17 protein-coding genes are annotated in these 23,409 nt (G+C 44.2%); 14 read left to right on the top strand and 3 right to left on the bottom strand.

What is annotated here, in order from left to right; translation table 11 throughout:
- Window positions 1-96 precede the first annotated feature (96 nt).
- The 5 genes from rpsO (at window position 97) to IPJ02_02135 (ending at window position 5,314) form a co-directional block, all read left to right on the top strand.
- Window positions 97-369, top strand: a complete 273-nt coding sequence (rpsO, locus tag IPJ02_02155) for a 30S ribosomal protein S15 (GenBank protein ID MBK7374400.1) — start codon at window positions 97-99, stop codon at window positions 367-369.
- Between the two features lie 149 nt (window positions 370-518).
- Window positions 519-2,666: a polyribonucleotide nucleotidyltransferase gene (locus IPJ02_02150; GenBank protein ID MBK7374399.1), complete on the top strand. Its 2,148-nt coding sequence runs from the start codon at window positions 519-521 to the stop codon at window positions 2,664-2,666.
- A gap of 80 nt (window positions 2,667-2,746) precedes the next feature.
- On the top strand, window positions 2,747-3,571 hold the full coding sequence (gene prmA / locus IPJ02_02145; protein MBK7374398.1) for a 50S ribosomal protein L11 methyltransferase: 825 nt from the start codon (window positions 2,747-2,749) through the stop codon (window positions 3,569-3,571).
- A 142-nt stretch (window positions 3,572-3,713) separates the two neighbouring features.
- Window positions 3,714-4,370 carry a glycerol-3-phosphate 1-O-acyltransferase PlsY gene (plsY, locus tag IPJ02_02140; protein ID MBK7374397.1) on the top strand — a complete coding sequence of 219 codons (657 nt, stop codon included), beginning with the start codon at window positions 3,714-3,716 and terminating at the stop codon, window positions 4,368-4,370.
- Between the two features lie 137 nt (window positions 4,371-4,507).
- Entirely contained in the window at window positions 4,508-5,314 is an 807-nt protein-coding gene (locus IPJ02_02135; GenBank protein MBK7374396.1) for a M48 family metallopeptidase, read from the top strand.
- Here the strand turns inward: IPJ02_02135 and IPJ02_02130 are convergent.
- Window positions 5,286-5,498 carry a hypothetical protein gene (locus IPJ02_02130; GenBank protein ID MBK7374395.1) on the bottom strand — a complete coding sequence of 71 codons (213 nt, stop codon included), beginning with the start codon at window positions 5,496-5,498 and terminating at the stop codon, window positions 5,286-5,288. The two genes, IPJ02_02135 and IPJ02_02130, sit on opposite strands and share 29 nt — an antisense overlap.
- Here IPJ02_02130 and IPJ02_02125 point away from each other — a divergent pair, their 5' ends adjacent.
- From IPJ02_02125 to IPJ02_02115, 3 genes are all read left to right on the top strand, one after another.
- A complete protein-coding gene (locus IPJ02_02125; GenBank protein ID MBK7374394.1) occupies window positions 5,499-5,951 on the top strand; it encodes a hypothetical protein in 453 nt (150 codons plus the stop codon).
- Between the two features lie 140 nt (window positions 5,952-6,091).
- Window positions 6,092-6,784 (top strand): NAD-dependent deacylase, encoded by a 693-nt coding sequence (locus tag IPJ02_02120; GenBank protein ID MBK7374393.1) that lies wholly within the window; start codon window positions 6,092-6,094, stop codon window positions 6,782-6,784.
- 32 nt (window positions 6,785-6,816) lie between these two features.
- On the top strand, window positions 6,817-7,299 hold the full coding sequence (locus IPJ02_02115; protein MBK7374392.1) for a hypothetical protein: 483 nt from the start codon (window positions 6,817-6,819) through the stop codon (window positions 7,297-7,299).
- Window positions 7,300-7,303: 4 nt separating this feature from the next.
- Here IPJ02_02115 and IPJ02_02110 read toward each other — a convergent pair whose 3' ends face one another.
- Window positions 7,304-8,578 (bottom strand): saccharopine dehydrogenase NADP-binding domain-containing protein, encoded by a 1,275-nt coding sequence (locus IPJ02_02110; GenBank protein ID MBK7374391.1) that lies wholly within the window; start codon window positions 8,576-8,578, stop codon window positions 7,304-7,306.
- Between the two features lie 225 nt (window positions 8,579-8,803).
- Between IPJ02_02110 and gyrA the strand changes: the two genes are divergently transcribed.
- Window positions 8,804-11,389 carry a DNA gyrase subunit A gene (gene gyrA / locus IPJ02_02105; GenBank protein MBK7374390.1) on the top strand — a complete coding sequence of 862 codons (2,586 nt, stop codon included), beginning with the start codon at window positions 8,804-8,806 and terminating at the stop codon, window positions 11,387-11,389.
- A 55-nt stretch (window positions 11,390-11,444) separates the two neighbouring features.
- Here gyrA and IPJ02_02100 read toward each other — a convergent pair whose 3' ends face one another.
- Entirely contained in the window at window positions 11,445-14,252 is a 2,808-nt protein-coding gene (locus tag IPJ02_02100; protein MBK7374389.1) for a transcriptional regulator, read from the bottom strand.
- A gap of 293 nt (window positions 14,253-14,545) precedes the next feature.
- Here IPJ02_02100 and IPJ02_02095 point away from each other — a divergent pair, with 293 nt between their 5' ends.
- Genes IPJ02_02095 through IPJ02_02075 form a run of 5 tightly spaced genes read left to right on the top strand, consistent with a single transcriptional unit; the run spans window position 14,546 to window position 23,287 of the window.
- Window positions 14,546-17,668: a TonB-dependent receptor gene (locus tag IPJ02_02095; protein ID MBK7374388.1), complete on the top strand. Its 3,123-nt coding sequence runs from the start codon at window positions 14,546-14,548 to the stop codon at window positions 17,666-17,668.
- A gap of 23 nt (window positions 17,669-17,691) precedes the next feature.
- Complete coding sequence (locus tag IPJ02_02090) at window positions 17,692-19,203, top strand: RagB/SusD family nutrient uptake outer membrane protein (GenBank protein ID MBK7374387.1); 1,512 nt, start codon at window positions 17,692-17,694, stop codon at window positions 19,201-19,203.
- A 27-nt stretch (window positions 19,204-19,230) separates the two neighbouring features.
- Window positions 19,231-21,306, top strand: coding sequence for a hypothetical protein (locus IPJ02_02085; GenBank protein ID MBK7374386.1), 2,076 nt, complete (start codon window positions 19,231-19,233; stop codon window positions 21,304-21,306).
- Between the two features lie 17 nt (window positions 21,307-21,323).
- Window positions 21,324-22,220, top strand: a complete 897-nt coding sequence (locus IPJ02_02080; GenBank protein MBK7374385.1) for a PKD domain-containing protein — start codon at window positions 21,324-21,326, stop codon at window positions 22,218-22,220.
- Window positions 22,217-23,287, top strand: a complete 1,071-nt coding sequence (locus IPJ02_02075; GenBank protein MBK7374384.1) for a family 16 glycosylhydrolase — start codon at window positions 22,217-22,219, stop codon at window positions 23,285-23,287. Before IPJ02_02080 ends, IPJ02_02075 begins: the two co-directional genes overlap by 4 nt.
- Window positions 23,288-23,409 lie beyond the last annotated feature (122 nt).

Genomic DNA, 23,409 nt, shown 5'->3' with positions numbered 1-23,409 from the left:
AAAATCCTTAATCAACCGCCTAAAAACCAATATTTCTACGTACTTTTGCGTCCGATAAAAAAGAAACATAACAAAGACGTTATTAAAAAAACAAAGATGCCTTATTTAACAATTGAAAAAAAAGCGGACATTTTCACGCAATTTGGTGCAAAAGCAACCAATACCGGCTCCATCGAAGGCCAGATCGCACTCCTGACAGAACGGATCAACCAGATCTCTGAGCACCTGAGATCCAACAAAAAGGATTTCTCTTCTCAACGGGGTTTGATGAAAATGGTAGGCCAGCGCAAGCGTTTACTTACTTACCTCAGCAAGCACGACCTGACCGGGTACAGGGCTTTGATCGAGAAATTAGGTCTGCGTAAATAAACTATTCCAACTATGTAATACGAATGATTCCCAACTACGATTACCCGGTTGGGAATTCTTCTTTTTAAACAAGATTTGCTTTTGCCTGTTCATTCCTCCGTATGTGAGTCGCAGCAGCCTGAAGTAAAACATAAACTACAAAAATTTATATGTCATTTTTAAAACCTCAATCAGTAACATTTGATATAGGTGGCGGCCGTATGGTTACCATCGAAACCGGTAAAATGGCCCGCCAGGCTGATGGCTCCGTTACCGTTCGCCAGGGGAATTGCATTTTGCTGGCAACCGTTGTGGCCAATAAGGAACCCAAGGATGGCCAGAATTTCTTCCCTTTGTCAGTTGATTACCAGGAGAAATTTGGTTCTGCAGGCCGAATCCCCGGCTCATTCTTTAAACGGGAAGCAAGGCTGAATGATTACGAGATATTGACCAGCAGGCTTATCGACCGGGCATTAAGGCCGCTGTTCCCCGAAGATTATTTATGTGATGTACAGGTATTGGTTTCGCTCATTTCCTCGGATGATGAAGTGATGCCGGATTCATTGGCTTGTCTGGCTGCATCTGCAGCATTGGCTGTTTCCGACATACCCGTGCAGGAGATCATTTCAGAAGTACGGATCGGCCGCGTAAACGGCGAAGTGATCATAAACCCAACCCGTTCGCAACTGGCGGTTTCCGATTTTGAATTCATCATAGCCGCTACCAGCAAAAACATCATGATGGTGGAAGGTGAGGGTAAAGAATGCCAGGAAGAAGACCTGGTGATTGCACTTGAAACAGCCCATGACGCCATCCGCATACAGGTTAAGGCACAGGAAGAATTAAGGGCCCTGGTTGGCGTTACTTCTAAAAGAGAATATACCAAACCTTACCGCAACGAAGAACTGAACCAGAAGATCACAGCTTTTGCAAAAGATAAAATGCATGCTATTTCAGCTGCTGCATCAGCCAAGCACGAGCGTTCTGCGGCTTTTGATGCATTGAAAGACGAAGTGAAGACCTTTTTGGGTGAAGAACTTCCCGATGAAGATAAGGCCCTGATCGGCCATTACTTTGGCGAACTGCAATACTATGTGGTAAGGGATATGATCCTGCATGAAAGAAAGCGCCTTGACGGAAGGGGTACGGAAGACATCCGGCAACTGGCAATGGAAACGGATATTTTACCAACTCCGCATGGTTCCGCTTTGTTTACAAGAGGTGAAACACAGTCACTTACAACCGTTACCTTAGGAACTCCTTTAGATGAGTTACTGGTTGAAAGCGCACACAAATCAGATTACACCAAGTTTATACTTCACTATAATTTCCCCCCATTCTCAACCGGTGAGGTTAAGATGATGAGAGGGGTAGGCCGCAGGGAAGTGGGTCATGGTAACCTGGCCATGCGTTCATTGAAACAAATGATGCCGGGCAATGAGTATCCTTACACGGTAAGGGTGGTGAGCGATATACTGGAAAGCAATGGATCCTCTTCCATGGCTACTGTTTGTGCCGGTTCACTTGCCCTGATGGATGCCGGTGTTCCCCTGGCAAAACACGTAAGTGGTGTGGCAATGGGTTTGATCAAAAAAGACAATGACTTCGCTATATTGACCGATATATTAGGTGACGAAGACCACCTGGGTGATATGGACTTTAAAGTTACCGGCACACGGGAAGGTATCTGTGGTGTTCAGATGGACATCAAGGTAGATGGTTTAAGTATGGATGTAATGCGCCAGGCTTTGGCACAGGCAAAGAAAGGCCGGATGCATATCTTAGATGCCATGTATGCATGTACCCCTGCTGCAAGGGCGGATGTTAAACCGCATGCACCCCGGATGGTCAAGATCATCATTGACAAAGAATACATTGGCGCAGTGATCGGGCCAGGTGGTAAAGTGATCCAGGAAATTCAGCGGGAGACCGGAACTACCATCAACATTGAAGAAGTGGATAACCATGGTGAAGTAAGCATTTTCTCCAAGGAGAAAGAAGGGCTAGATAAAGCGCTTGCATGGGTGAACGGACTGGTAGCGGTACCTGTTGTAGGTGATACCTATGAAGGAACCGTGAAGAGCATTAAAGAATTTGGTGCTTTTGTTGAGTTCCTGCCTAAAAAAGAAGGCCTCCTGCACATCAGTGAAATAAGCTGGAAGCGCCTTGAAAGCATGGATGGTATTTTTAAGGAAGGAGACAAAGTGAAGGTTAAATTACTGGACATCGACCAGAAGACAGGCAAGTTCAAATTGAGCAGGAAGGCGTTGATCCCAAAGCCGGAGGCACAACCAAGGCCACAGGAAGGGAAAGCATAATTTTTTAGATCATACACTAACCGGCAGTACCAGCAAAACTGCCGGTTCTTTTTTTAGGGTGTATATAAACCCGTTTATTGATGAAGCCTAAAGAGTTTGTGCAGGTACATTTTAAAAATACCGGTGCTGAGCAGGCAGAAATACTGATCGCCATGCTCAGCAATACAGGGTATACCGGTTTTGAGGAAACGGGTAATGACCTGAAAGCTTTTATTGATTCCGAAATCTTTGACCGGCAGGACCTGGAAGCCGTTTTGAAGACAGTTGCTGTTGAATATGAAGTATCCTCTGTTAAAGAGCAAAACTGGAATGCGGAGTGGGAGGGGAGTTTTGAGCCGATCATCATCAATGATTTTGCTGCCATCCGGGCGGGGTTTCACCCACCCGTGCATCATGTCAGGCACGAGATCATCATCACCCCAAAGATGAGTTTCGGCACCGGCCATCATGCCAGCACCTGGTTGATGATCGGACAAATGGCGGACATGGACCTGGCAAACAGATCGGTAGTAGATTTTGGCACAGGTACAGCAGTGCTTGCCATACTTGCAGAAAAAATGGGGGCGGTCTCTGTTGATGCCATTGATAACGATGACTGGAGCATAGAGAATGCCAAAGAAAATATTGCTGCCAACAATTGTGCTGCCATACACATTTCAAAAGCCAACAGGCTGGAAGACGGAAAGGTTTACGATATCATTCTTGCAAACATCAACCTGAATGTGATCGTAGATAATCTTCCCATCATTGTGAAAGCAGCAAAAAAAGGCTCTGAAATAGTATTAAGCGGTTTCTTAAAGCAGGATGCACCGGACCTGTTGCAATTGGTTTCCGTTTTCAATCTCGGTCATATCAATACCAGGCAAAAAGGCGACTGGATATGCCTGAAACTTAAAATGGGTTGATATTAAATTTCATATCTAATACTATGTACATCATTGTAATAAGACGGTTATTCACATAAAATGAGGCCATAAGGTAAATAAACAGCTATCCGCAGTTAATTTATCATTATTTTTGTGTTCTCAACTCAAGCTAAGGAAACGAATGAAAGAACTGCTTCTTATTATTCTTGCATACCTGATTGGCTCTATCCCTACCGCTTTAATTGTCAGCAAACGATTTTTTGGTGTAGATATCCGGGATTACGGCAGCGGCAACATGGGCGCCACCAACACATTCCGGGTATTGGGTTCCAGGTATGGGACCCTGGTTATGGCAATCGACATTCTTAAGGGGATGGTTGCTGTTGGATTATATACGTTCATCCCTTTTTACATGCAGAATGAATTGGAACGCACCAATTTTATGATCGGCCTGGGCCTGGCTGCAGTGGCCGGTCACATATTCCCGGTGTTTGCCGGTTTCAGGGGTGGTAAAGGTGTTGCTACACTGTTTGGAATGATCCTGGCTGTACAACCCGTTATTGCGATAAGCTGCACGGGTGTTTTCCTGCTGGTTCTTTATCTTACCCGTTATGTTTCATTGAGTTCAATTTTAGCAGCCATAGCGCTGCCGATCTGTGTATTGTGGATATGGAATGAGCATGAAGTACTCTACCGGATATTTGCACTGCTGGTGGCCGTGCTGGTCTTATTTACCCACCAGAAAAATATAGGCCGCATTTTACGTGGTGTGGAAAGCCGCATTCCGATCCTCAAGCACCGCGACCGAAGAAAATCCCGCCGCCGCCAGGATCAATAGATCACAACTGACCGGGTTCAAGATCACCGGTGACCAGGCTCATCTTTTTTGTTTCCCTGATTTTATACTTTTATAAGGTACATTTTTTTATATTGGTACAGCAATTGATCATGTGTATCACAAAAACCCCTGACAAAATGAAAAAGTTTCTTTTATTATTCGTTGGATTATCCATGTTCATAGCCTGCAGCACGAACACGGTTACCGGGCGAAAGCAGTTAAAATTATTTCCGGAAGAAACACTGCAGCAACAGGCAGTCACTGAATACCGGTCATTCCTTTCGCAGAACAAGGTATTGAGCGGAACCGTAAATAAAGATGCGGAAATGGTAAGCAGGGTAGGAATGCGGATATCAAAAGCTATTACGGATTACTATACACAAAAAGGACTGGCCAGCGAACTGAACGGCTACAAATGGGAATTCAATTTAGTAGAATCAAAAGAAGTGAATGCATGGTGCATGCCCGGGGGCAAAGTAGTTGTTTACACGGGACTTTTGAACATAACACAGAATGAAGCAGCGCTGGCTGTTGTAATGGGGCATGAGATAACACATGCTGTTGCCCATCATGGCAATGAACGGATAAGCCAGGTTGCACTGGCACAGGGCCTGGAAATAGCCGGAAATATATTTACATCCGGGAACCAGAAAGCAAACAGCATCTTCAATAATGTGTTTTCTCCCACGGCACAGGTGGCGGTATTATTGCCCAACTCCCGTAACCAGGAGTACGAGGCCGATCATTTCGGGTTGAATTTTGCCGCCATGGCCGGGTATAATCCAAGGGAAGCCGTTCCTTTCTGGCAAAGGATGGGAGCAGCAGCCGGCAGCGGAAAACCACCGGAGTTCTTGTCTACCCATCCTTCCGATGAGAACCGTATTGCCAAATTGCAGGAATATATGAACGAAGCACTCAGCTATTATAAGCCCGTGGGCAAATAAAAGCCCTGAAATCCTTTAAAACTCCCTGTTTCAGGGAGTTTTTTTTGCCCAAAACTTTTATCTCACGAACAGAATGTTTATCTTTGCCCTTCATTAACCCATCTGCTGCAAGCTGCCCCAAAAGGGCATGTTTATTTTTGAGAGAATTTTGATATGTTTTTTTAATCATTAACTGCAACTGCATATGTCTTCACAATCGTTACTGGAAAAATTGCAATTAAAGGATGAAAAGAACCTCCTGATCCAGGGTTTACCATCTTCCGTAGAGAAGCAATTCATTAAATTGTCTTTTTCAAAAAATGTAACACCCCTGCTTTCAAAGCGTAAAATTGATTTTGCCCTTGTTTTTGCAGTCAGCCAGCGCCAACTGGTTGATATCTTAAAAGACGTAGTGCCCGTTTTGCAGGAAGATGCCAAATTCTGGATCGCTTATCCAAAACCTACTTCCAAGATCGCCAGCGACCTTTCCAGGGATAAGAACTGGGATTTCGTTTCCGACCACGGTTTTGAGGCCGTACGGATGGTGGCGCTGGATAATGTATGGAGCGCTGCCCGTTTTGAACGCATTCTTATTGAAGAGGGAACGGAAAATAAAAAAAGGTCTGCTTTTACAGCAGAGATCCTTCAAATGGCATAAACAACTTCCGTCCGTCCATCAAACTGCTCCGCAATTGCATCCGCATTATTTTAAAGGAGAACAGGGCCTGTAAAGAATAATTGCACGGCCTGCATTCCCTGTCTGACCTTCTTTATTTTTGTTACCCCTTATTATTGATGATGAATAACAAAAAGCACATTGTTGTCCTTTCCGGCGCCGGCATCAGTGCCGAAAGCGGGTTAAAGACCTTTCGTGACAGCGACGGATTATGGATGGGATATGATGTATATGAAGTGGCATCTCCACAAGGCTGGACCAGGAACCCGCAACTGGTGCTCGATTTTTATAATGCACGGAGAAAAGACGTGGCGGCAGCATCTCCAAACGCTGCCCATACCGGGCTGGCAGAACTGGAAAATGATTTTGATGTGACCATCATCACCCAAAACATTGATGACCTGCATGAACGGGCCGGCTCTTCCAGGGTCATACACCTGCATGGCGAGATCTTTAAAATGAGGAGCATCGCTGATGAGCATGAACTGTACGGGATACGTGGCGACATCATGCTGGGAGATACCGCCTCGGATGGCTACCAGCTCAGGCCCCATATTGTCTGGTTTGGAGAAGCCGTTCCCATGATGGAAAAAGCAGCTTCCATTGTCCGGGACTGCGACTATTTCGTGGTGGTAGGAACATCGCTGCAGGTATATCCTGCCGCATCACTCCTGTATTACACAACAGCCAGCCAGCCAAAATTCATCATCGATAAAAAAATACCCGAAAAAGAGCGCTATGCTGATTGTACACTGATCGAAATGCCTGCAACAGAAGGAGTGAAAGAACTAAGAAGGATTTTACCGGTCAGATAATTTTACATTCCTTTGCTGGCTAATTAAACAATATGTTCGAAACTTTTGGATATTCTGTAGAGGGAAATTCCGGTTCTGCACTGATAACTTTTTTGCTGGTAGTTTTATTTTTAATACCCACCATCTTTTATTTTATCAGCCTGCAAAAAGCGCTGGAGGCGGTCAGTGAAGAGAACAGGCAAATGCCTCCCGGGCAGGTATGGCTTTCACTGATCCCATTGTTTAATTTTATCTGGATGTTCTTTGTGGTAAATAAAATTGCAGAATCCTTTGCACTGGAGTGTTACCGGCTCAATATCCCTGTCACAGAGTCAAAACCCAGCCAGGGGATCGGCATGACCAAGAATATCCTGAGGCTTTGTTCCTTCATTCCTTTACTGGGCGTACTGGCAAATCTTGGCTTTGTTGTCTGCTGGATACTGCACTGGATCAAAGTGAATGAGTATCGTAAACTTATCATTGCCAATCGTGACAATTTCACCCTGGATGCAGAGAAAGGAATATTTCATCAATGAGATCTTACCCGGCAGTTTCTGTAAACTTTATACCTGCTAATTCCAGTTCCTGCAATACCGGATCATAGATCTCCTTTGAAGTAGGTATGTGTAATCCTTTTGACCGGATCAACCCGTTCAGGATCAATTTAGCTGCAATGCCCAATGGCAGGCCAACCGTTTTAGCCATTGCTGTCCGCAAACTATCTTCCCCTTTTACAACCAGGCAGCTTTTTAAACTTTTATTCTTTCCCTCCAGCACATATTCAAATTCATGCAGCATAACGATCATGTCCTTGTCGGCGGGCAGCATCTTCAGTTTTGTTTCTGCCAGGAATTGCAGGATGTCGGCAGAATTTTTGGCTGTGGCCGGAACCAATGCATCTTCAAATAATCCCAGGAATTGCAGCATGGCCTTATTCTCATCATTCACAAAAGGTAAAACAGGGGCAGACCATTTGGCAAAGGTCAGACCAGTTGGTTGGATGTTTTCTGTTTCATTTGTCAGTCCCGCATGCACAATGGCATTCCATCCCCTAAAAAAATCAACATGCCTTAGGGTGGTACGCATGAACGTAGCCGCATCCGGTAATTTATAGGTAGGTATATAACTTAATGAATCCCGGTTAGGGTAGAAGGCCAGGTTTTCCAGCCCGTCAAAAACAATTTTGTTGGATACATCAAACAGGTCGGCATATTTCACCGTCTTTGTTTCGTTGTTCAGTTTATACACTGCGCCTGATTGTCCGGCCATCACAATATTCCTGGGGTTCCAGGTTATTTTATAATGCCAGGGATTGTCATCACTTTCCGGCGCCACCAGTCCGCCGCAGTGACTTTTAAACGAAGTGATGCTGCCCCCTTTTGCTTTTATCCCGTCAATGATCCTCATGGCGCTCATGTGGTCGATGCCGGGGTCCAGTCCCATTTCACAGAGGAACAATAATTTCCGCTCGTTGACCTCATCCTGCAGACTTTTCATTTTATCATCTAAATAAGAAGCAGTGAGCAGGTGCTTCCGGTATTCCACACAATCTTTGGCAATTAAAAAGTGCAGGGCAGGGGGCATCATGGAAATGACCACATGCGCCTTTTGTATCAGTTCAGTCCGCTGTGCTTCATTGGTAACATCCAGTTGCACGGCTTCGGCAAAAGGGGAGTTGTTTGTTTTGGAAAGTACCTGTTCCCGGTTGGAATCTGCCACAATGAATTTCCAGTCGTTGATCCGGGCTTCCGCAACCAGGTAATCTATTAAAACAGTGGCCGATTTCCCGGCGCCGATGAGGACGATCGTTTTCAAGTACAAAAGTTTTTTGCAAGTTAAATGAAATGGCAATAGAAACGCTGATGACATGGATCCTGGCGGATAAAAACGGATAAGATCTGTGTAAAATCCGTTGCATCTGCGTCATCCGTGTTTCTATCCACAACAGCCCGGAATATGTGCGAAAATATACCCCAAAAACGCCCTTTTTTAAGTTCAAAAACGGGCTATTTTCGGTATCTTCGCAGCCTATAAAAATATATGGAAAACAACGGGAATTTAAACGAAGAAAACCTGCCGGAAAATACCGGCAATCTCAATAACCGGGGCAAGATCATACCGGTTAATATCGAGGAACAAATGAAGACCTCTTACATCGATTACTCCATGAGTGTGATCGTGGGAAGGGCATTACCCGATGTACGGGACGGCTTAAAACCGGTACATCGCCGGGTACTGTACGGCATGAATGAAATGGGCAATAACAGCAACAAGGCCTATAAGAAAAGTGCCCGTATCGTGGGTGATGTGATGGGACGTTACCATCCGCATGGCGATTCTGCCATTTACGACACCATTGTTCGGATGGCACAGGAATGGAACATGCGTTACAAACTGGTTGATGGGCAGGGTAACTTCGGAAGCCAGGGCGGGGATCCGCCGGCTGCCATGCGTTATACCGAGATACGCATGCAGAAACTGGCCGAAGCCATGGTGGAAGATATTGATAAAGAAACCGTGGATTTCCAGTTAAACTTTGATGACAGCCTGAAGGAGCCTACCGTACTGCCAACCAGGGTACCGCAACTGCTGGTGAACGGAAGCAGCGGCATTGCTGTAGGGATGGCCACCAATATGATGCCGCATAATCTTTCAGAAGTGATAGATGCCTGCATTGCCTTTGTGGATGATAATAATATAACCATTGAGGACCTGATAAAACACGTTAAAGGGCCTGATTTCCCGACAGGCGGGATCATCTATGGCTTTGAGGGCGTTCGGGCCGCCATGCATACCGGGAGGGGAAGGTTGGTGCTTCGTGGTAAAGTGAATATTGAGACCGGCGCCCATGGAAGGGAAAAACTGGTCATTTATGAAGTACCATACCAGGTGAATATTGATAACCTGGCTGCACGGATCGGCGAGATAACATCCGAAAAGATCGTAGAAGGGATCTCCAACGTAAATGATGAAAGCAACAGCAAGGAAGGCACCCGTATCGTGGTTGACCTGAAAAGGGATGCGGTGGCACAGGTGGTGATAAACCAGTTGTACAAACACACCGAGCTACAGACATCATACGGTATAAATAATGTGGCCATTGTACGGGGAAGGCCATACACACTCAACCTGAAGGACCTGATCAAGGAATTCGTTGATTTCAGGCATGAAGTGGTGATACGGCGGACAAAATATGATCTGCGTAAGGCCGAAGAGCGGGCACACATTTTAGAAGGGTATATAATCGCACTGAATAACCTGGATGAAGTGATCAAACTGATCCGCAATTCAGCCACACCAAATATTGCACAGGAAGGACTGATGAGCAACTTCGGCATGAGTGAGATACAGGACAAGGCGGTACTGGAACTGCGTTTGCAGCGCCTTACCGGCATGGAGATCGAGAAGATCCGGGAAGAACACGCCGAAATAATGAAACTGATCGAACACCTGAAAGAGATACTGGCCAATGAAGCCATGCGTTTCGGCATCATCAAGGCAGAACTTACCGAGATCAAAAATAAATTCGGTGACGAACGCCGTACCGAGATAACCTACCTGGATGATGAGATAAAGATGATCGACCTCATCGAAGAAGAAGATGTGGTGGTCACCATTTCCCACCTGGGTTATATCAAGCGTACTTCGGCCACCGAATACCGCCAGCAGCGCAGGGGCGGACGTGGCGCCCGGGGCAGCAGCACCCGGCAGGAAGATTATATCGAACACCTGTTTGTGGCATCCACGCATCACACGCTTTTATTCTTTACCGAAAAAGGAAGATGCTTCTGGCTGCCGGTATACCAGATCCCCGAAGGCGACAAGACCAGCAAGGGAAGGGCCATCCAGAACCTGGTCCAGATACCGCCCGACGATAAAGTAAGGGCCATCATTGACGTGAAGAATTTTGAGGACAAGGATTTTGTGAACAGCCATTACATCATCCTTTGCACCAAGAAGGGAATGATCAAGAAGACCGACCTGGAGGATTTCAGCCGGCCAAGGCAAACCGGTATCAATGCCATCAATATCTTAGACGGCGACCAGTTACTGGCAGCCAAACTCACCGATGGCAATTGCGAGATCATGATGGCGGTGAAGAGCGGCCGTGCCATCCGTTTCCCCGAAGAAAAGGTACGCAGCACGGGCCGTGGCGGCCAGGGCGTTGCCGGTATTGAAGTGGAGGATGAAAAGGACGAAGTGGTTGGCCTGGCATGTGTGAACCGGGAAGACAGGACCCGTACCATTTTGGTGGTAAGTGAAAAAGGATTTGGCAAACGTACCCCGGTAGAAGAATACCGCATCACCAACCGGGGCGGCAAGGGCGTAAAGACCATCAATGTTACCGATAAGACCGGTGCATTGGTTGGCCTGCTCGACGTGACCGAAAAAGAAGACCTGATGATAACCTGCGTAAGTGGCATCACCATCCGCATGCCGGTGAACCAGATCAGCGAACAGGGCAGGGCTACCCAGGGGGTGAAGCTGATACGGGTGGATGAAGGCGATGAGATTGCTGCCATTACCCAGCTGGATGAAGAGGACGAAGAGAACGGCGACATTACCGGTGAAGCAACCCCGGGAAATGAAACGACCGGGGAAGCTGCAGAGGCAACGGAAAGCTAAGCGCTGATAAATATGTTGAACATAAAACCCAATAGAGATATTGGGTTTTATGTTATTATTGATCCTGTATCTTATTTGTCTGGATCGTAAGTAAATAATCAAATAAACTGATCTCTTTAGGCAGTTCAATTTTTTTTCGTAACCTGTAACGGCTTACTTCAACACCCCTGACTGAGATATTCATCAGCTGTGCGATCTCTTTGGTGGATAAATTCATTCTTAGGTAAGCGCAGAGTTTGATCTCGTTGTTGGTTATGCCAGTATGTTTTTCTTTTAATGCGCTGATAAAATCACTATGTACTTTATCAAAGTGAAGGGCGAAATTTTCCCACTCCTTGTCCATATTGTCGTCTTCGCTGATGGTCCTGATTATTTTCTTAAGTTCGGCCTCTGCATCGGGATTGCTGATACCTTTCATGACATGGGCCAGTTCGGTCTTCATTTTAGAGACCAGTTCGCCTTTTTTAACCAGGTGCATAGCTGAAGAAGCCAGCTCAGAATTTTTATAATTGATCTCAGCTTCCAGTTTTTCATTCCGTAATGCTACCAGTTCACTTTCAGATTTAGCCAATTCAAGATCATGGATGTACCTGAGCTTTTTCTGTTCTTCTTCGTATTTTACCTGCTGCGATCTGAATCTTATCTGCTCCAACCTGTATAAAAAAAACAGTCCGGTAGCCAAAAGGATCAGGTACATGGCTTTTGCCCAGTTGGTTTTATACCAGGGCGGCAATATATTAAAGGTATATTCAGTTGTAGCAGATTCTGAACCCAGGTTGTTCCTGACTTTTACCTCAAATGTAAATTTTCCGGGTGGCAGATTGGTGTATTCTTTTTCTGTCCTGTTTGTCCATTCGCTCCAGTTGTTGTCATATCCTTTAAGCCGGTAACTGTATTCAAGATTGGCCTGGTAACCAAAAAGTGAGGAGGAATATTCAATACGCAATGTTTTCCAGCGGTAATTGATTGCGGGTACATCTTCCGGATCCTGAATTTGGTTTTCCTTATCGTAATATCCGCCAAATAAAAGGCTGTCGGTTTTATTTATTATACTCAAGGCCCGTATCTGTACCCTTAGCTTTGGCAAAGTCTGTTTGTATTTTTCATAGTTAATATGATAAAATCCTTTTTCACCTCCCAAAAAAATGTTGTTTTGATTTGCGGCATAAATGAACTCAAAACCACTCAGCATCTTGTTATTCAATTCGGGAAGTTGTATGACTACAGGTTCTTTTTTTGAAAAATCAATTACACCCAAAGATTTTTCATGAATAAACCAGGTATTGCCGTTGTTGTCTTCTTTCAGGTAACGGATGCTTTGATCGCCCAGCAGTTTATGATAAAATTCAGAAGGTTCAAAACTGTCTTTTACTTTATTGTAAACATAAACACCTTTTTCAGTTGCAACCACCAATTCGTTTTTGATGCTGTAAATATGGTTGTTTAATAAAGAGGGGAGCCCTTTTGTATTTGAATAAGCAAACGTACTGTAACTGTCATCTGCATTTTGGACTATTTTAAAAACACCGTGATAGGGGTGCGATACCCAGATATTACTGTCCTTATCAAGTTCAACAAACCGGGAAGATTCACTGAAACCCGGAATTACTCTGGATTGTATGAATTGGCCATTAACGTAATCAAAGATGGTTAACCCGGTATACCCCCCGGCAACAATACGGCCCGACGGAAAGGTATTGGAAAGCGGCACAAAATTCCAGAACCCTTTATTCGGAGAAACAGGTATGGCATCGTTATTCCTGATTACAAATGCACCTTCGTGATGACCGAGCAACAGTTGGTTATTGATTTTTGCAAGTCCCCAGGTTTGCCCTTTTGTATTGGTTACAGCTGTAAAACTGCCCTTGCTGAAACTCATATCCGCTATGGGTTGCATGGGTACACTGAATAAGCCATTTGAGGTGCCTAAAAATAACCGGTTATCATGCAAACTGGCAGTATAACCAGATCCGTCCTGCAATAAAGGTTTGATCTGTTTGATGGAACTGTTGTAGGTAATTAAATCAATGCCATTATCCAGGCCCAGCCATAAGTTACGCTGACTGTCAGAAAAAATACTGAGGACATTATTGTTCTGCAGGCCCTCCGTTCTTGAAAAACTTTGAATTATGTTTCCCTTAAAATCAGTAATATAAACACCCTTATTGTTTGTAGCCAATGCCATCCAATCCCTGGTTACAGCAGTGGCAGCATAAATACGCTCATTTTTAAAAACAGTATTATTAACCGATTCCAGTTCAGAGATTCCGTTGTTTGAAAGGCTGTATAACCCGTTTTTTAATGTAGTAATGATTGCGTTGCCGGGATTTACAGGCAACATGCCGGTAACGGCATCATTGACCGGTAAAGTATTTTTGCCGGGAACCGGCATCCAAACCTCATTTTCAAATCTTAAAATACCTGTTTTATAATCCTGTGCATATAAATTGCCACTGCAAATACCTAAAAAAGCCCACTCATTGGCAGCATGGTATACCACGGCAGTGCGGTCAGTAAATTTGAAGATTTTGGTGGGGGACCGGAAAAAGGTATTGCCATTGAATGATACAATATCCCATACATCTCCAAACGACCTGTCTTTAACAGGTATCCGGTCAATCAGGGTATGATATTGTAAACGCCCGTTACCGGCAGGGGAAAAATACCCGATCTCATCCTGCCCGCCGGCATATATGCGATTGTCAGGGCCAATTTCAACAGAGCGTACAATGGTTTTATTTGGTAACGGATAATTATTCCAGTACTTGCCATCAAAACTCAGCAAACCTTCATTATTTGCAAAGTAAACAATCCCGTTCTTATCCTGTTTAATATCCCAGTTTTGCAGGCCTGCTTTATACAACGGTTTGGAATAATTAATAATATCTGGTAGGCCAATAGTATTTTGGCAAAGGGCCTGTAAAGGCAGGGAAAATAAAAAAAGCAGTAGTTTCATCATTTTACCTGATAGTAAACATGAAGTTAGACAAAATTCTTATGATGTAGCAATGTAGTACCAATGTAGTACCTGAATCCGGTATTTTATACTTTGTGATGTAGTAATGATGTGGTGAAATATTTTAAAACTGTAGTGGTGCAATCTATATTTACATTTCGATTTCTGACCATTTTTTGATTCACTAAAACGAGCGCTATATGAAATTAAAGACCAGCATGCTGTGCCTGAGTATTTTACTTGGCACATTTTTCCTCAACCAGGCCTTTGGGCAAAATATTTCTGCTTCCGGTAAAGTAAAAAACAAAACAACCGGCGATCCGGTAGTTGGAGCAACTGTTAGCCTTCAGGGTTCTGCAACTACAACCTCAACTGATGCATTAGGAAATTTTACCATTTCAGTTCCTAAAGGAGGCAGAATAACCATTACCTCTATTGGATATGCACCGGCAAGTATACAGATCAACAAAGAAGGCGCTGTTACCATTTTGCTGGAAGAGGCATCTAAAAGCCTTGATGAAGTGGTAGTAGTGGGTTATGGTACCCAACGGGTAACCAAGGTTTCGGGTGCAATATCTGGTGTTAAGGCAGCGGCAATTGAAAAGCTGAAACCGGTAAGGGTTGAAGAAGCTATACAGGGCACTTCGGGTGTAAATGTTATTCAAAGCGGCTCACCCGGTGCTCAGCCATTGATACTTATAAGAGGTATCCCATCTTATAGTAATAACGGGCCCCTGGTGGTTGTTGACGGTGTACCTCAATCACAGGCGGACCTGAATTCAATTAACCCTGCTGATATAGAGAGTATTAATATATTAAAAGACGCCGCTACCGCTGCCATTTATGGCGTAAGTGGTGGTAATGGCGTAATAATAGTAACTACAAAAGCAGGACGAAAAAATCAAAAAACCGAATTTACCATAAACAGCTTTTATGGTATCCAGGAGGTTGCCAATACGGTTCCGGTATTAAATGCATCCGAATATGCAGCAATCGTTAATGAGGGAAGTACTTTAAGCGGTGGCAGTATTATTTTCCCTGACCTTTCCGTTTTGGGTAAAGGAACCGACTGGCAAAAGGAAATCTTTAAAAAGGCTCCGTTACAATCGCATAGCATTGCAGCAAGGGGCGGATCAGAAAAGGTAACTTACTTCTTATCCGGAGCTTATTTAAGCCAGGGTGGGGTTGTAGGCGGAATTGATAAATCAAAGTTCAACCGCATCAACTTCTCGTCAAATATCGCATTTGACCTGACGTCTAAACTGAAGTTCATTTTAAATGCCAATTATGTAAACCTGAGTTCAAAAGGTATCCAGGAAAATTCTTTTAACAGCATTATCGGCAGTGCATTGAACTACGATCCAACTGTTCCGGTGTACAACACGGTACCCAATACCGTGGGTAAATATGGCTTCAGTAACCTGATTTTATCTGAAATATTCAATCCCCTCACCAAACTGGAAAATACCTACAACAGGAATGTGGGGAATAAGTTATTTGGAAAGTTCGAATTGCAGTATGAAGTGATCAAAAACCTGCGGCTCAGTACACGTTTCGGTTACACCAAATATGATGGCAATGCCAAAACATTTACCCCGCTTGTGTTCTGGGGATTGAATAATGTAGATAACTCCATGAACGGGGATGGCACTACCGTGGCAGGCAAACACAACAGCGTAGCACAGGAAAAAGCAAACTATAACTCATTCACCTATGAATTGTTTGGCAATTATAATTTTAAAGTAGCCCAAAATCATTCTTTTGAAACAACGTTGGGATTCTCCATGCAAAAAGTCAGCGGTAATACAGCCGGCACAAGCAGGCAGGATGTTCCCTTTAACAGCTGGGAATTTGCAGATCATACCTCCGCAACAGGAAATAATTCAGCATCAAACCTTTTTGCCAATACAGGGTATTACTACCAGTATGAAAAAAGGAATGCTTCCTTATTTGGCAGGATAAATTACGATTATAAAGAAAAATACCTGGCTTCAGTAACTGCACGCAGGGATGGTTCTACTGCTTTTGGTAAGGAAAATAAATGGGGTGTTTTTCCTTCCGGCTCATTGGGATGGGTAGTCAGCAGGGAAAATTTCTTTAAATCAACATTCATTGATTTCCTAAAAATACGGGGCAGTTACGGATCGGTCGGATCTGATAATGTTAATCCCCAGTACCGTACGATCCTTACCGATTACCTGGCTTCCCTGTATGGGTCTGGTAACAGTATAGGGTATACTTATGGTAATAATTTTTCTTCAGGATCTACATTGGCCTCTTTGGGGAATGAAAAATTAGGCTGGGAAGAACAAACCCAGTTAAATGGAGGATTTGATATGAATTTTTATAAAAATAAATTCAATATCGCTGCTGATTACTTCGAGAAAAGGACAAAAGGACTGATATACCAGGCCTCAGCGCCGGCAGTAATCCTGGGGGGGCTTTCAGCTCCGTTTGCCAATATAGGTTCTACCAAATCAAGCGGCCTTGATCTTACTTTGGGATACAATGACCGAATAGGTAAAGACCTTAAATTATCTACTTCGGTAACGTTTACCACTGTTAAAAACCTGGTTACAGGCACCAATACAGAAGGTACAGCAAGGATCACAGGGGGTAGTTATTTTAACGGCCAATCCCAAACCGTAAGCGTATTTGAAAAGGGAAAAACACCTTATTATTATTATGGGTATAAAACACTCGGTTTATTTCAAACCTATGCTGAGATCGCTTCCAGTCCTGCACAACCAGGCGCACAACCAGGCGATATTAAATTTGCCGACCTGAATGGCGACGGTATCATTGATTCAAAAGATCAAACCCAGATCGGAAATCCATTTCCCAAATTTACTATGGGCTGGAACCTGAACCTGGAATATAAGAACTTTGACCTCTCTGTTCTGGCCTATGCCTCTTATGGTAATGATGTTTTCCGTGCCCTGGAAAGAAATGGCAACTATACCAATAAATTCAGCAGTGTATTGGAAAGGTGGACAGGGCCCGGTACGACCAATGATGCTAACAATCCAAGGTATTCATTCACGGATGCCAATAACAACAGCCGTGTATCTGACAGGTATGTGGAAGATGGATCTTTCATAAAGATCAGGAACATCCTGCTTGGATATAATTTTCAGTTTGCACCAATAAAAAAGATATTTAAAACGGTAAGGTTATATGCACAGGTAAAAAATGCATTCACGTTTACCAAATATACCGGGTTCGATCCCGAAATAGCTGCCCCGTTGCAGGATGTTGGTGTTGACCGTGGTGCATATCCCCAGGCAAGAACCTATTCTGTAGGACTGGATATTAAATTTTAATTCATTCATCAAATAATAGTAAAATGAAAAATATACAAGTAATACTAACAGGCATCTTACTCGCAGGAACGATGCTTGTATCCTGTAAAAAGTGGGTTGATTATGATCCGAAAGATGATTTTAAGATAACCGACCTGGAATATTTTAAAAGCGAAGCGGATTACCGGTCAATAGCAGTGGGTGCGTATGCTCCTTTGCAATGGCTTAACCAGATTGTTCCTGTAGGGGATATCATTTCTGACAATTCTGTAACAGGTGGCGAAAGTGCATCCGACGTACTCTCCTTACAGCAGATCAATAATTTTACCCATACGCCTGTTAATGGTACCACAGCCGACCTCTGGCAGTCCTGTTACGAAGGAATTAACCGGGTTAATTACATGCATCAGTATAAAGATCAGAATCCTGCAGGTCAAACCATTACGTTTCCGGGTAAAGATGCCTTATACGGTGAAGTATATTTTTTAAGGGGATACTATTACTTTACGCTTGTAAAAATGTTTGGAGGTGTACCCTTGTTTGTAGACAGAAGACTGAATTTTTTAGATCTAGGCACCATTACAAGAGCCACCCAGGCTGACGTATACAAGCAGATCGAAACAGACCTTACCAATGCCATTGCCGCGTTACCGGTTGTGCAGCCGGAAAAGGGCCGGGTAACCAAATCTGCTGCACAGGCTTTACTAGGTAAAGTGTATTTATACCAGAACAAATATGCTCCTGCGGCTGCCATGCTGGATAATGTAATTAATTCAAATGTATATTCGTTGGTTCCCGATTTCAATTCCATCTTTTTGCCGTCGGGCGAAAATGGCCCTGAGTCTGTTTTTGAAATACAGTATTCCAATGGATCGGCTACGTACGATTGGGGCCATGTTACCCGCGGGCAGGGAAATTACTCAGTGCAGCAATGTGGCATACGTGGCCTGAACGGAACGGCTGCCATGCCTTACAATCCCGGATGGAGCACCAATCTGCCAACACAAAACCTGGCAGCAGCTTATGACGCAGGCGATAAAAGAAAAGCAGTAACGGTGCTGGATATTGAAGCATATAAAACGGCCAACCCCGCATTCAGTATAACCTACCAGGTAGCGCCTTATCAGAATACAGGCTTGTACAATCAAAAATACCTGCCACGTAAAGGCGAAACATCCGGACAGGTAGAATTAAACTACTCCAATAATTTCCGCACCATTCGCTATGCCGATGTATTGCTGATGGCTGCCGAGGCGTATAATAAATCCGGAAATGACAGTAAGGCGCAAACCTATCTGAACCTGGTTCGCCGCCGGGCATTCGGCGATCTTTTACACGATATTACATCAACCGGTACTGCTTTATACGATGCCATTTTAGCTGAAAGAAGACTGGAACTGGCAATGGAAGGGGAACGCTTTTTTGACCTGGTTAGAACCGGTAAAGCGCCGGCTGTTTTAGGTCCATTGGGATTTGTTGCAGGCAAACATGAGTTGTTTCCTATACCGCAGGGAGAAGTAGATCTGGCGGGTTTAACACAAAATCCGGGGTACTGATATTTAACCAACTAAAAATAATTTTTTATGAATGCAATAAAATATTTCTTCAGCGCTTTTTGCCTTGTATTGGTATTGGGTAGCTGTACAAAAACGGTAAACGATGACATATCGTTTGTTGACGCAGCTGCAGCGCCGGATAAACTATCCGTACTGTTCGATATTACACAGGATAATTCAGGCCTGGTAACTATAACACCCAACGGCGAAGGAGCCATTTTTTATGATGTTTATTATGGTGATGCAACTACTACACCTGTTAATATATCAGCCGGAAAAAGTACAACACATGTATATGCTGAAGGGGTATATAATGTAAAGATCGTAGCACACGCAGTTAATGGCAAAACAACTGAACTGGTACAGAAACTGACCGTTTCTTTCCGGGCGCCGGAAAACCTGGTAGTGAACCTGGCCATTGACGGAGTAAATAATTTTAAACTGAATGTTTCTGCCACTGCTTTGTATGAAACGTTCTTTAAAGTTTTCTGGGGCGATGTTCCCAATGAGCCAGGCCAGTCCTTTTTAGAAGGGCAAACAGTAAGTCATATATATGCTGCTGTTGGTGCCTATACGGTCAGGGTAGTGGCTTACAGCGGAGGTGCCGCCACCACTTCATATACCACTACAGTGAATATCGTTGATCCAGTATTAATACCAATAACATTTGAATCTCCTACCGTTAATTATGCCTTTACCAATTTTGGTGGCGGTGTTTCAACAAAAATCGCCAACCCGCAGATGAATGGCATTAATACCAGTGCCAATGTGGCCCGTATGGTAAAAAATCCTCCTGAAGTTTGGGCAGGCAGTTTTATCACTGTAGGTAACCCTATTGATTTTTCAGCCAATAAAGTTTTCAGGATGAAGGTTTTTTCTCCCAGGGTAGGGGCAAAAGTCCTGCTGAAGGTAGAGAATCTTACAAACGGGGGAATATTCTTTGAGAAGGAAGTGCTTACCACTATGGCAAATACCTGGGAAGATATGGCATTCGATTTCAGGGCAATTAATACAGGCAATACCTATCAAAAAGTTGTTTTGATATTTGATTTGGGCACAACCGGAGATGGTTCAGCCAATTTTACCTGGTTATTTGATGACATCCGGCTTACCAACCAGATGCCGGTAAGTTTACTGGCCTTGCCGGTTACATTTGATCAGGCAGGTGTGAATTATGAGGTTACCGATTTTGGGGGCAACTTGAGCGAGCCTGCAATTGACCCGACCAGCGGGGCAAATAATGTAAAGAAAACAACCAAGACCGGCGGCGCTCAAACCTGGGCCGGTACTACTATCGGGGCAGGCTTTACGGCCCCAATAGCTTTTACAGCAACCAAAACACAAATGAGCATCAGGGTTTATTCTCCTGCTGCAGGTTTACGTATAAGGTTAAAAGTAGAGGACCGTACCAATAATACAAGATCGGTAGAAACCGAAGCCATGACACAGGCTGCCAATACCTGGGAAACCCTGGTATTTGATTTCGCAAATCAATCTGCAGGAACAGCAGCATTGAACCTGGCCTACACGTATGATATGGCATCCGTATTCTTTGACTTTGGTAATGCCGGAACCGGCAGCATATTTTATTGGGATGATGTGACCTTCCTGGCAGCAAACACAACACCCAATTACCTGGCACTGCCCATCAATTTCCAGAGTACCACCTATCCATATAATTTTGTAAACTTTGGCGGTGCCAATGCAACGGTTGTAAACAATCCCGATCCCTCCGGTATCAATACCAGCACACGGGTTGGCAGAATGGTAAAAGGTGCGCCAGAAGTATGGGCCGGCAGCTTTATAGACCTGGTAAACCCGATTAATTTTTCGGTACAGCGAACATTTAAAGTAAAGGTTTATTCCCCAAGGATAGGAGCCCGCCTGCTTTTGAAAGTAGAGAATCCGGCCAATGGTGCTCAGAATTATGAAAGGGAAGCCACAACCACAACAGCCAATGCCTGGGAGGAATTAACGTTTGATTATTCCGGGATCAATCTTGGCTTTTCTTATTCAAGAGTGGTATTCATTTTTGACCTGGGTACGGCAGGAGACGGGTCTCCAAACTTTACCTTTTATTTTGATGACATCACACTTAATTAATTTTAAAAATCAAGATCATGATAACGATTAAGAAATCATTCATTGCGTTTTTTTTGCTGACCGTAGTTTTCAGCAGCTGTAAAAAAGCAGAATATTCGCTTGGTGATATTGTAACGCCAACCGGCCTGGCCATGACCACGGTGGTTGTTGGTGCAGATGCTGCAAATCCTTTCGGTAATGGAACCGGCAAAGTAGATATTGCCGTTACGGCCGCCAATGCACTTACTTATAAAATAGATTTCGGCGATGGTACGGCACCACAGCTGGTTCCAACAGGAACCATTCAATACCGCTATGGCAGCCCCGGTACAGCCGAATATAATATCACGGTAAATGCCATTGGCACAGCAGGGGTCATGAGTACGCTTACCAAAAAGGTAAAAGTGTTTGTTAACTTCCAGATACCTGCAACGATCCTGGCAAACCTCACCAATGGTTCATCAAAAGTGTGGCAAACCGACCATGATGCTCCCGGGCATTTTGGAGTAGGGCCAAATACCGAGTTTGCTCCCATCTGGTATTCGGCCACGCCAAATTCAAGAGAAGCCTGTGCCTATGATGATGATATCACTTTTTCAAAAGACGCCAATGATAATGTAAAAATGTCGATCGATAACAAAGGTGCCTCTTTCTCCATCGGGGCTGCAACGGCATTTTATGGTTTTGCAGGCGGCGATGGTTGTTATGCCATTAATACCGGTGGTTTAAGATCACTGATCTTTATGGATGCAACATCAAATTCCACACCTGCGCAATCTACCCGGATACAATTTACTGTTCCCGGTAACGGCATTATCAATTTCGGAACCGGTGGAACCACGTACGAGATATTATCCATTACCGATACACAAATGCACCTGCGTAACATCGGCATTGACGGGAACTCCTGGTATCAAAAACTAATTAAAAAATGATGAAAATGAGAATAGCAAAGCACTCAACCATTTTGGCTTTCCTTTTTATTATCCTGTTAAGTTGCAGTAAAGGAAGCTCAGGTAACGGCAGCGGTACTACACAAACAGCGCCATCAAACCTGGTGGTTACGGCTACTCCAAGTACCGATGGAAGCGGTAATGTTGCTTTTACCGCTACGGCCACCAATGCCATAACCTATATCTATGAGTATGGCAATGGTATTATTGAAACGGTTCCGGGAGGCCTGGTTACGTACCGCTACACTACGGTTGGTAATATAACCTACACCGTAAATGTTACAGCAAAAAGCAGTTCAGGCCTGGCTATCAGCAAGTCGATACAGGTAACGGTGAATACGGCTGGCGGCGGCGCACCCACACTGGTATTCAGTGATGAGTTCAACTCCAATGGCGCTCCCGACCCTACTAAATGGGGGTACGATATCGGCACAGGCAGTGGTGGCTGGGGAAACAATGAATTGCAGTATTATACCAACCGGCCCGAAAATGTAATTGTACAGGGGGGTGTTTTAAAAATTATTGCGGTTAAGGAAAATTATCTTGGCAGCGCTTATACATCAGCCCGTTTATTATCAAAGGGTAAATATTCGTTTAAGTATGGCAGGATAGAGGTACGGGCTAAATTTCCCACGGGTGTGGGTACCTGGCCTGCAGCCTGGATGCTGGGCGATAATATCAACACGGTGGGCTGGCCTGCCTGCGGCGAAATTGATATTGCAGAGCATTTGGGCCGCGACCTGAATAAGATCTACGGTACCCTGCATTATCCAGGCCATTCCGGCGGCAATGCCGATGGAAATACCATCGTGATACCGGATGCCACTACGGCTTTTCATACCTATGCGGTGGAATGGTCGGCATCAACCATAAAAATATACGTGGATGCACAGTTGTACCATACGGTAACCAATTCAGCGGCCATACCATTTAATCAGAATTTTTTCATCTTAATGAATATGGCCATGGGCGGCAATTTTGGCGGACCTGTAGATCCTGCATTCACCAGTGCAACGTATGAGATAGATTATATACGGGTGTACCAGTAAAAGGTCTTTTTCGGGCTGCCGGCCTGTACCGGGCCCAACGAGCGGTCATTAATATAAAATAAGCGTTGATTACTGCATGAGTTAGTTATTAGCAGTTAGTTTTCTCATGAAGCAATCGTTAT

The organism is Chitinophagaceae bacterium, assembly GCA_016710165.1.
In the GTDB taxonomy this organism is placed as follows: Bacteria; Bacteroidota; Bacteroidia; order Chitinophagales; family Chitinophagaceae; genus Ferruginibacter.
This window is presented reverse-complemented; position numbering and strand designations above follow the sequence as displayed.

What these genes read in the sequence shown, in the direction of transcription:
- IPJ02_02090 (MBK7374387.1), top strand. Translation starts at nt 17,692, where the DNA reads ATGAAAAATATACAAGTAATACTAACAGGCATCTTACTCGCAGGAACG.
- IPJ02_02130 (MBK7374395.1), bottom strand. Translation starts at nt 5,498, where the DNA reads ATGCAGTTGCAGTTAATGATTAAAAAAACATATCAAAATTCTCTCAAA.
- IPJ02_02080 (MBK7374385.1), top strand. Translation starts at nt 21,324, where the DNA reads ATGATAACGATTAAGAAATCATTCATTGCGTTTTTTTTGCTGACCGTA.
- gyrA (MBK7374390.1), top strand. Translation starts at nt 8,804, where the DNA reads ATGGAAAACAACGGGAATTTAAACGAAGAAAACCTGCCGGAAAATACC.
- IPJ02_02095 (MBK7374388.1), top strand. Translation starts at nt 14,546, where the DNA reads ATGAAATTAAAGACCAGCATGCTGTGCCTGAGTATTTTACTTGGCACA.
- IPJ02_02150 (MBK7374399.1), top strand. Translation starts at nt 519, where the DNA reads ATGTCATTTTTAAAACCTCAATCAGTAACATTTGATATAGGTGGCGGC.
- prmA (MBK7374398.1), top strand. Translation starts at nt 2,747, where the DNA reads ATGAAGCCTAAAGAGTTTGTGCAGGTACATTTTAAAAATACCGGTGCT.
- IPJ02_02120 (MBK7374393.1), top strand. Translation starts at nt 6,092, where the DNA reads ATGAATAACAAAAAGCACATTGTTGTCCTTTCCGGCGCCGGCATCAGT.
- IPJ02_02075 (MBK7374384.1), top strand. Translation starts at nt 22,217, where the DNA reads ATGATGAAAATGAGAATAGCAAAGCACTCAACCATTTTGGCTTTCCTT.
- IPJ02_02125 (MBK7374394.1), top strand. Translation starts at nt 5,499, where the DNA reads ATGTCTTCACAATCGTTACTGGAAAAATTGCAATTAAAGGATGAAAAG.
- IPJ02_02135 (MBK7374396.1), top strand. Translation starts at nt 4,508, where the DNA reads ATGAAAAAGTTTCTTTTATTATTCGTTGGATTATCCATGTTCATAGCC.
- rpsO (MBK7374400.1), top strand. Translation starts at nt 97, where the DNA reads ATGCCTTATTTAACAATTGAAAAAAAAGCGGACATTTTCACGCAATTT.
- IPJ02_02085 (MBK7374386.1), top strand. Translation starts at nt 19,231, where the DNA reads ATGAATGCAATAAAATATTTCTTCAGCGCTTTTTGCCTTGTATTGGTA.
- plsY (MBK7374397.1), top strand. Translation starts at nt 3,714, where the DNA reads ATGAAAGAACTGCTTCTTATTATTCTTGCATACCTGATTGGCTCTATC.
- IPJ02_02115 (MBK7374392.1), top strand. Translation starts at nt 6,817, where the DNA reads ATGTTCGAAACTTTTGGATATTCTGTAGAGGGAAATTCCGGTTCTGCA.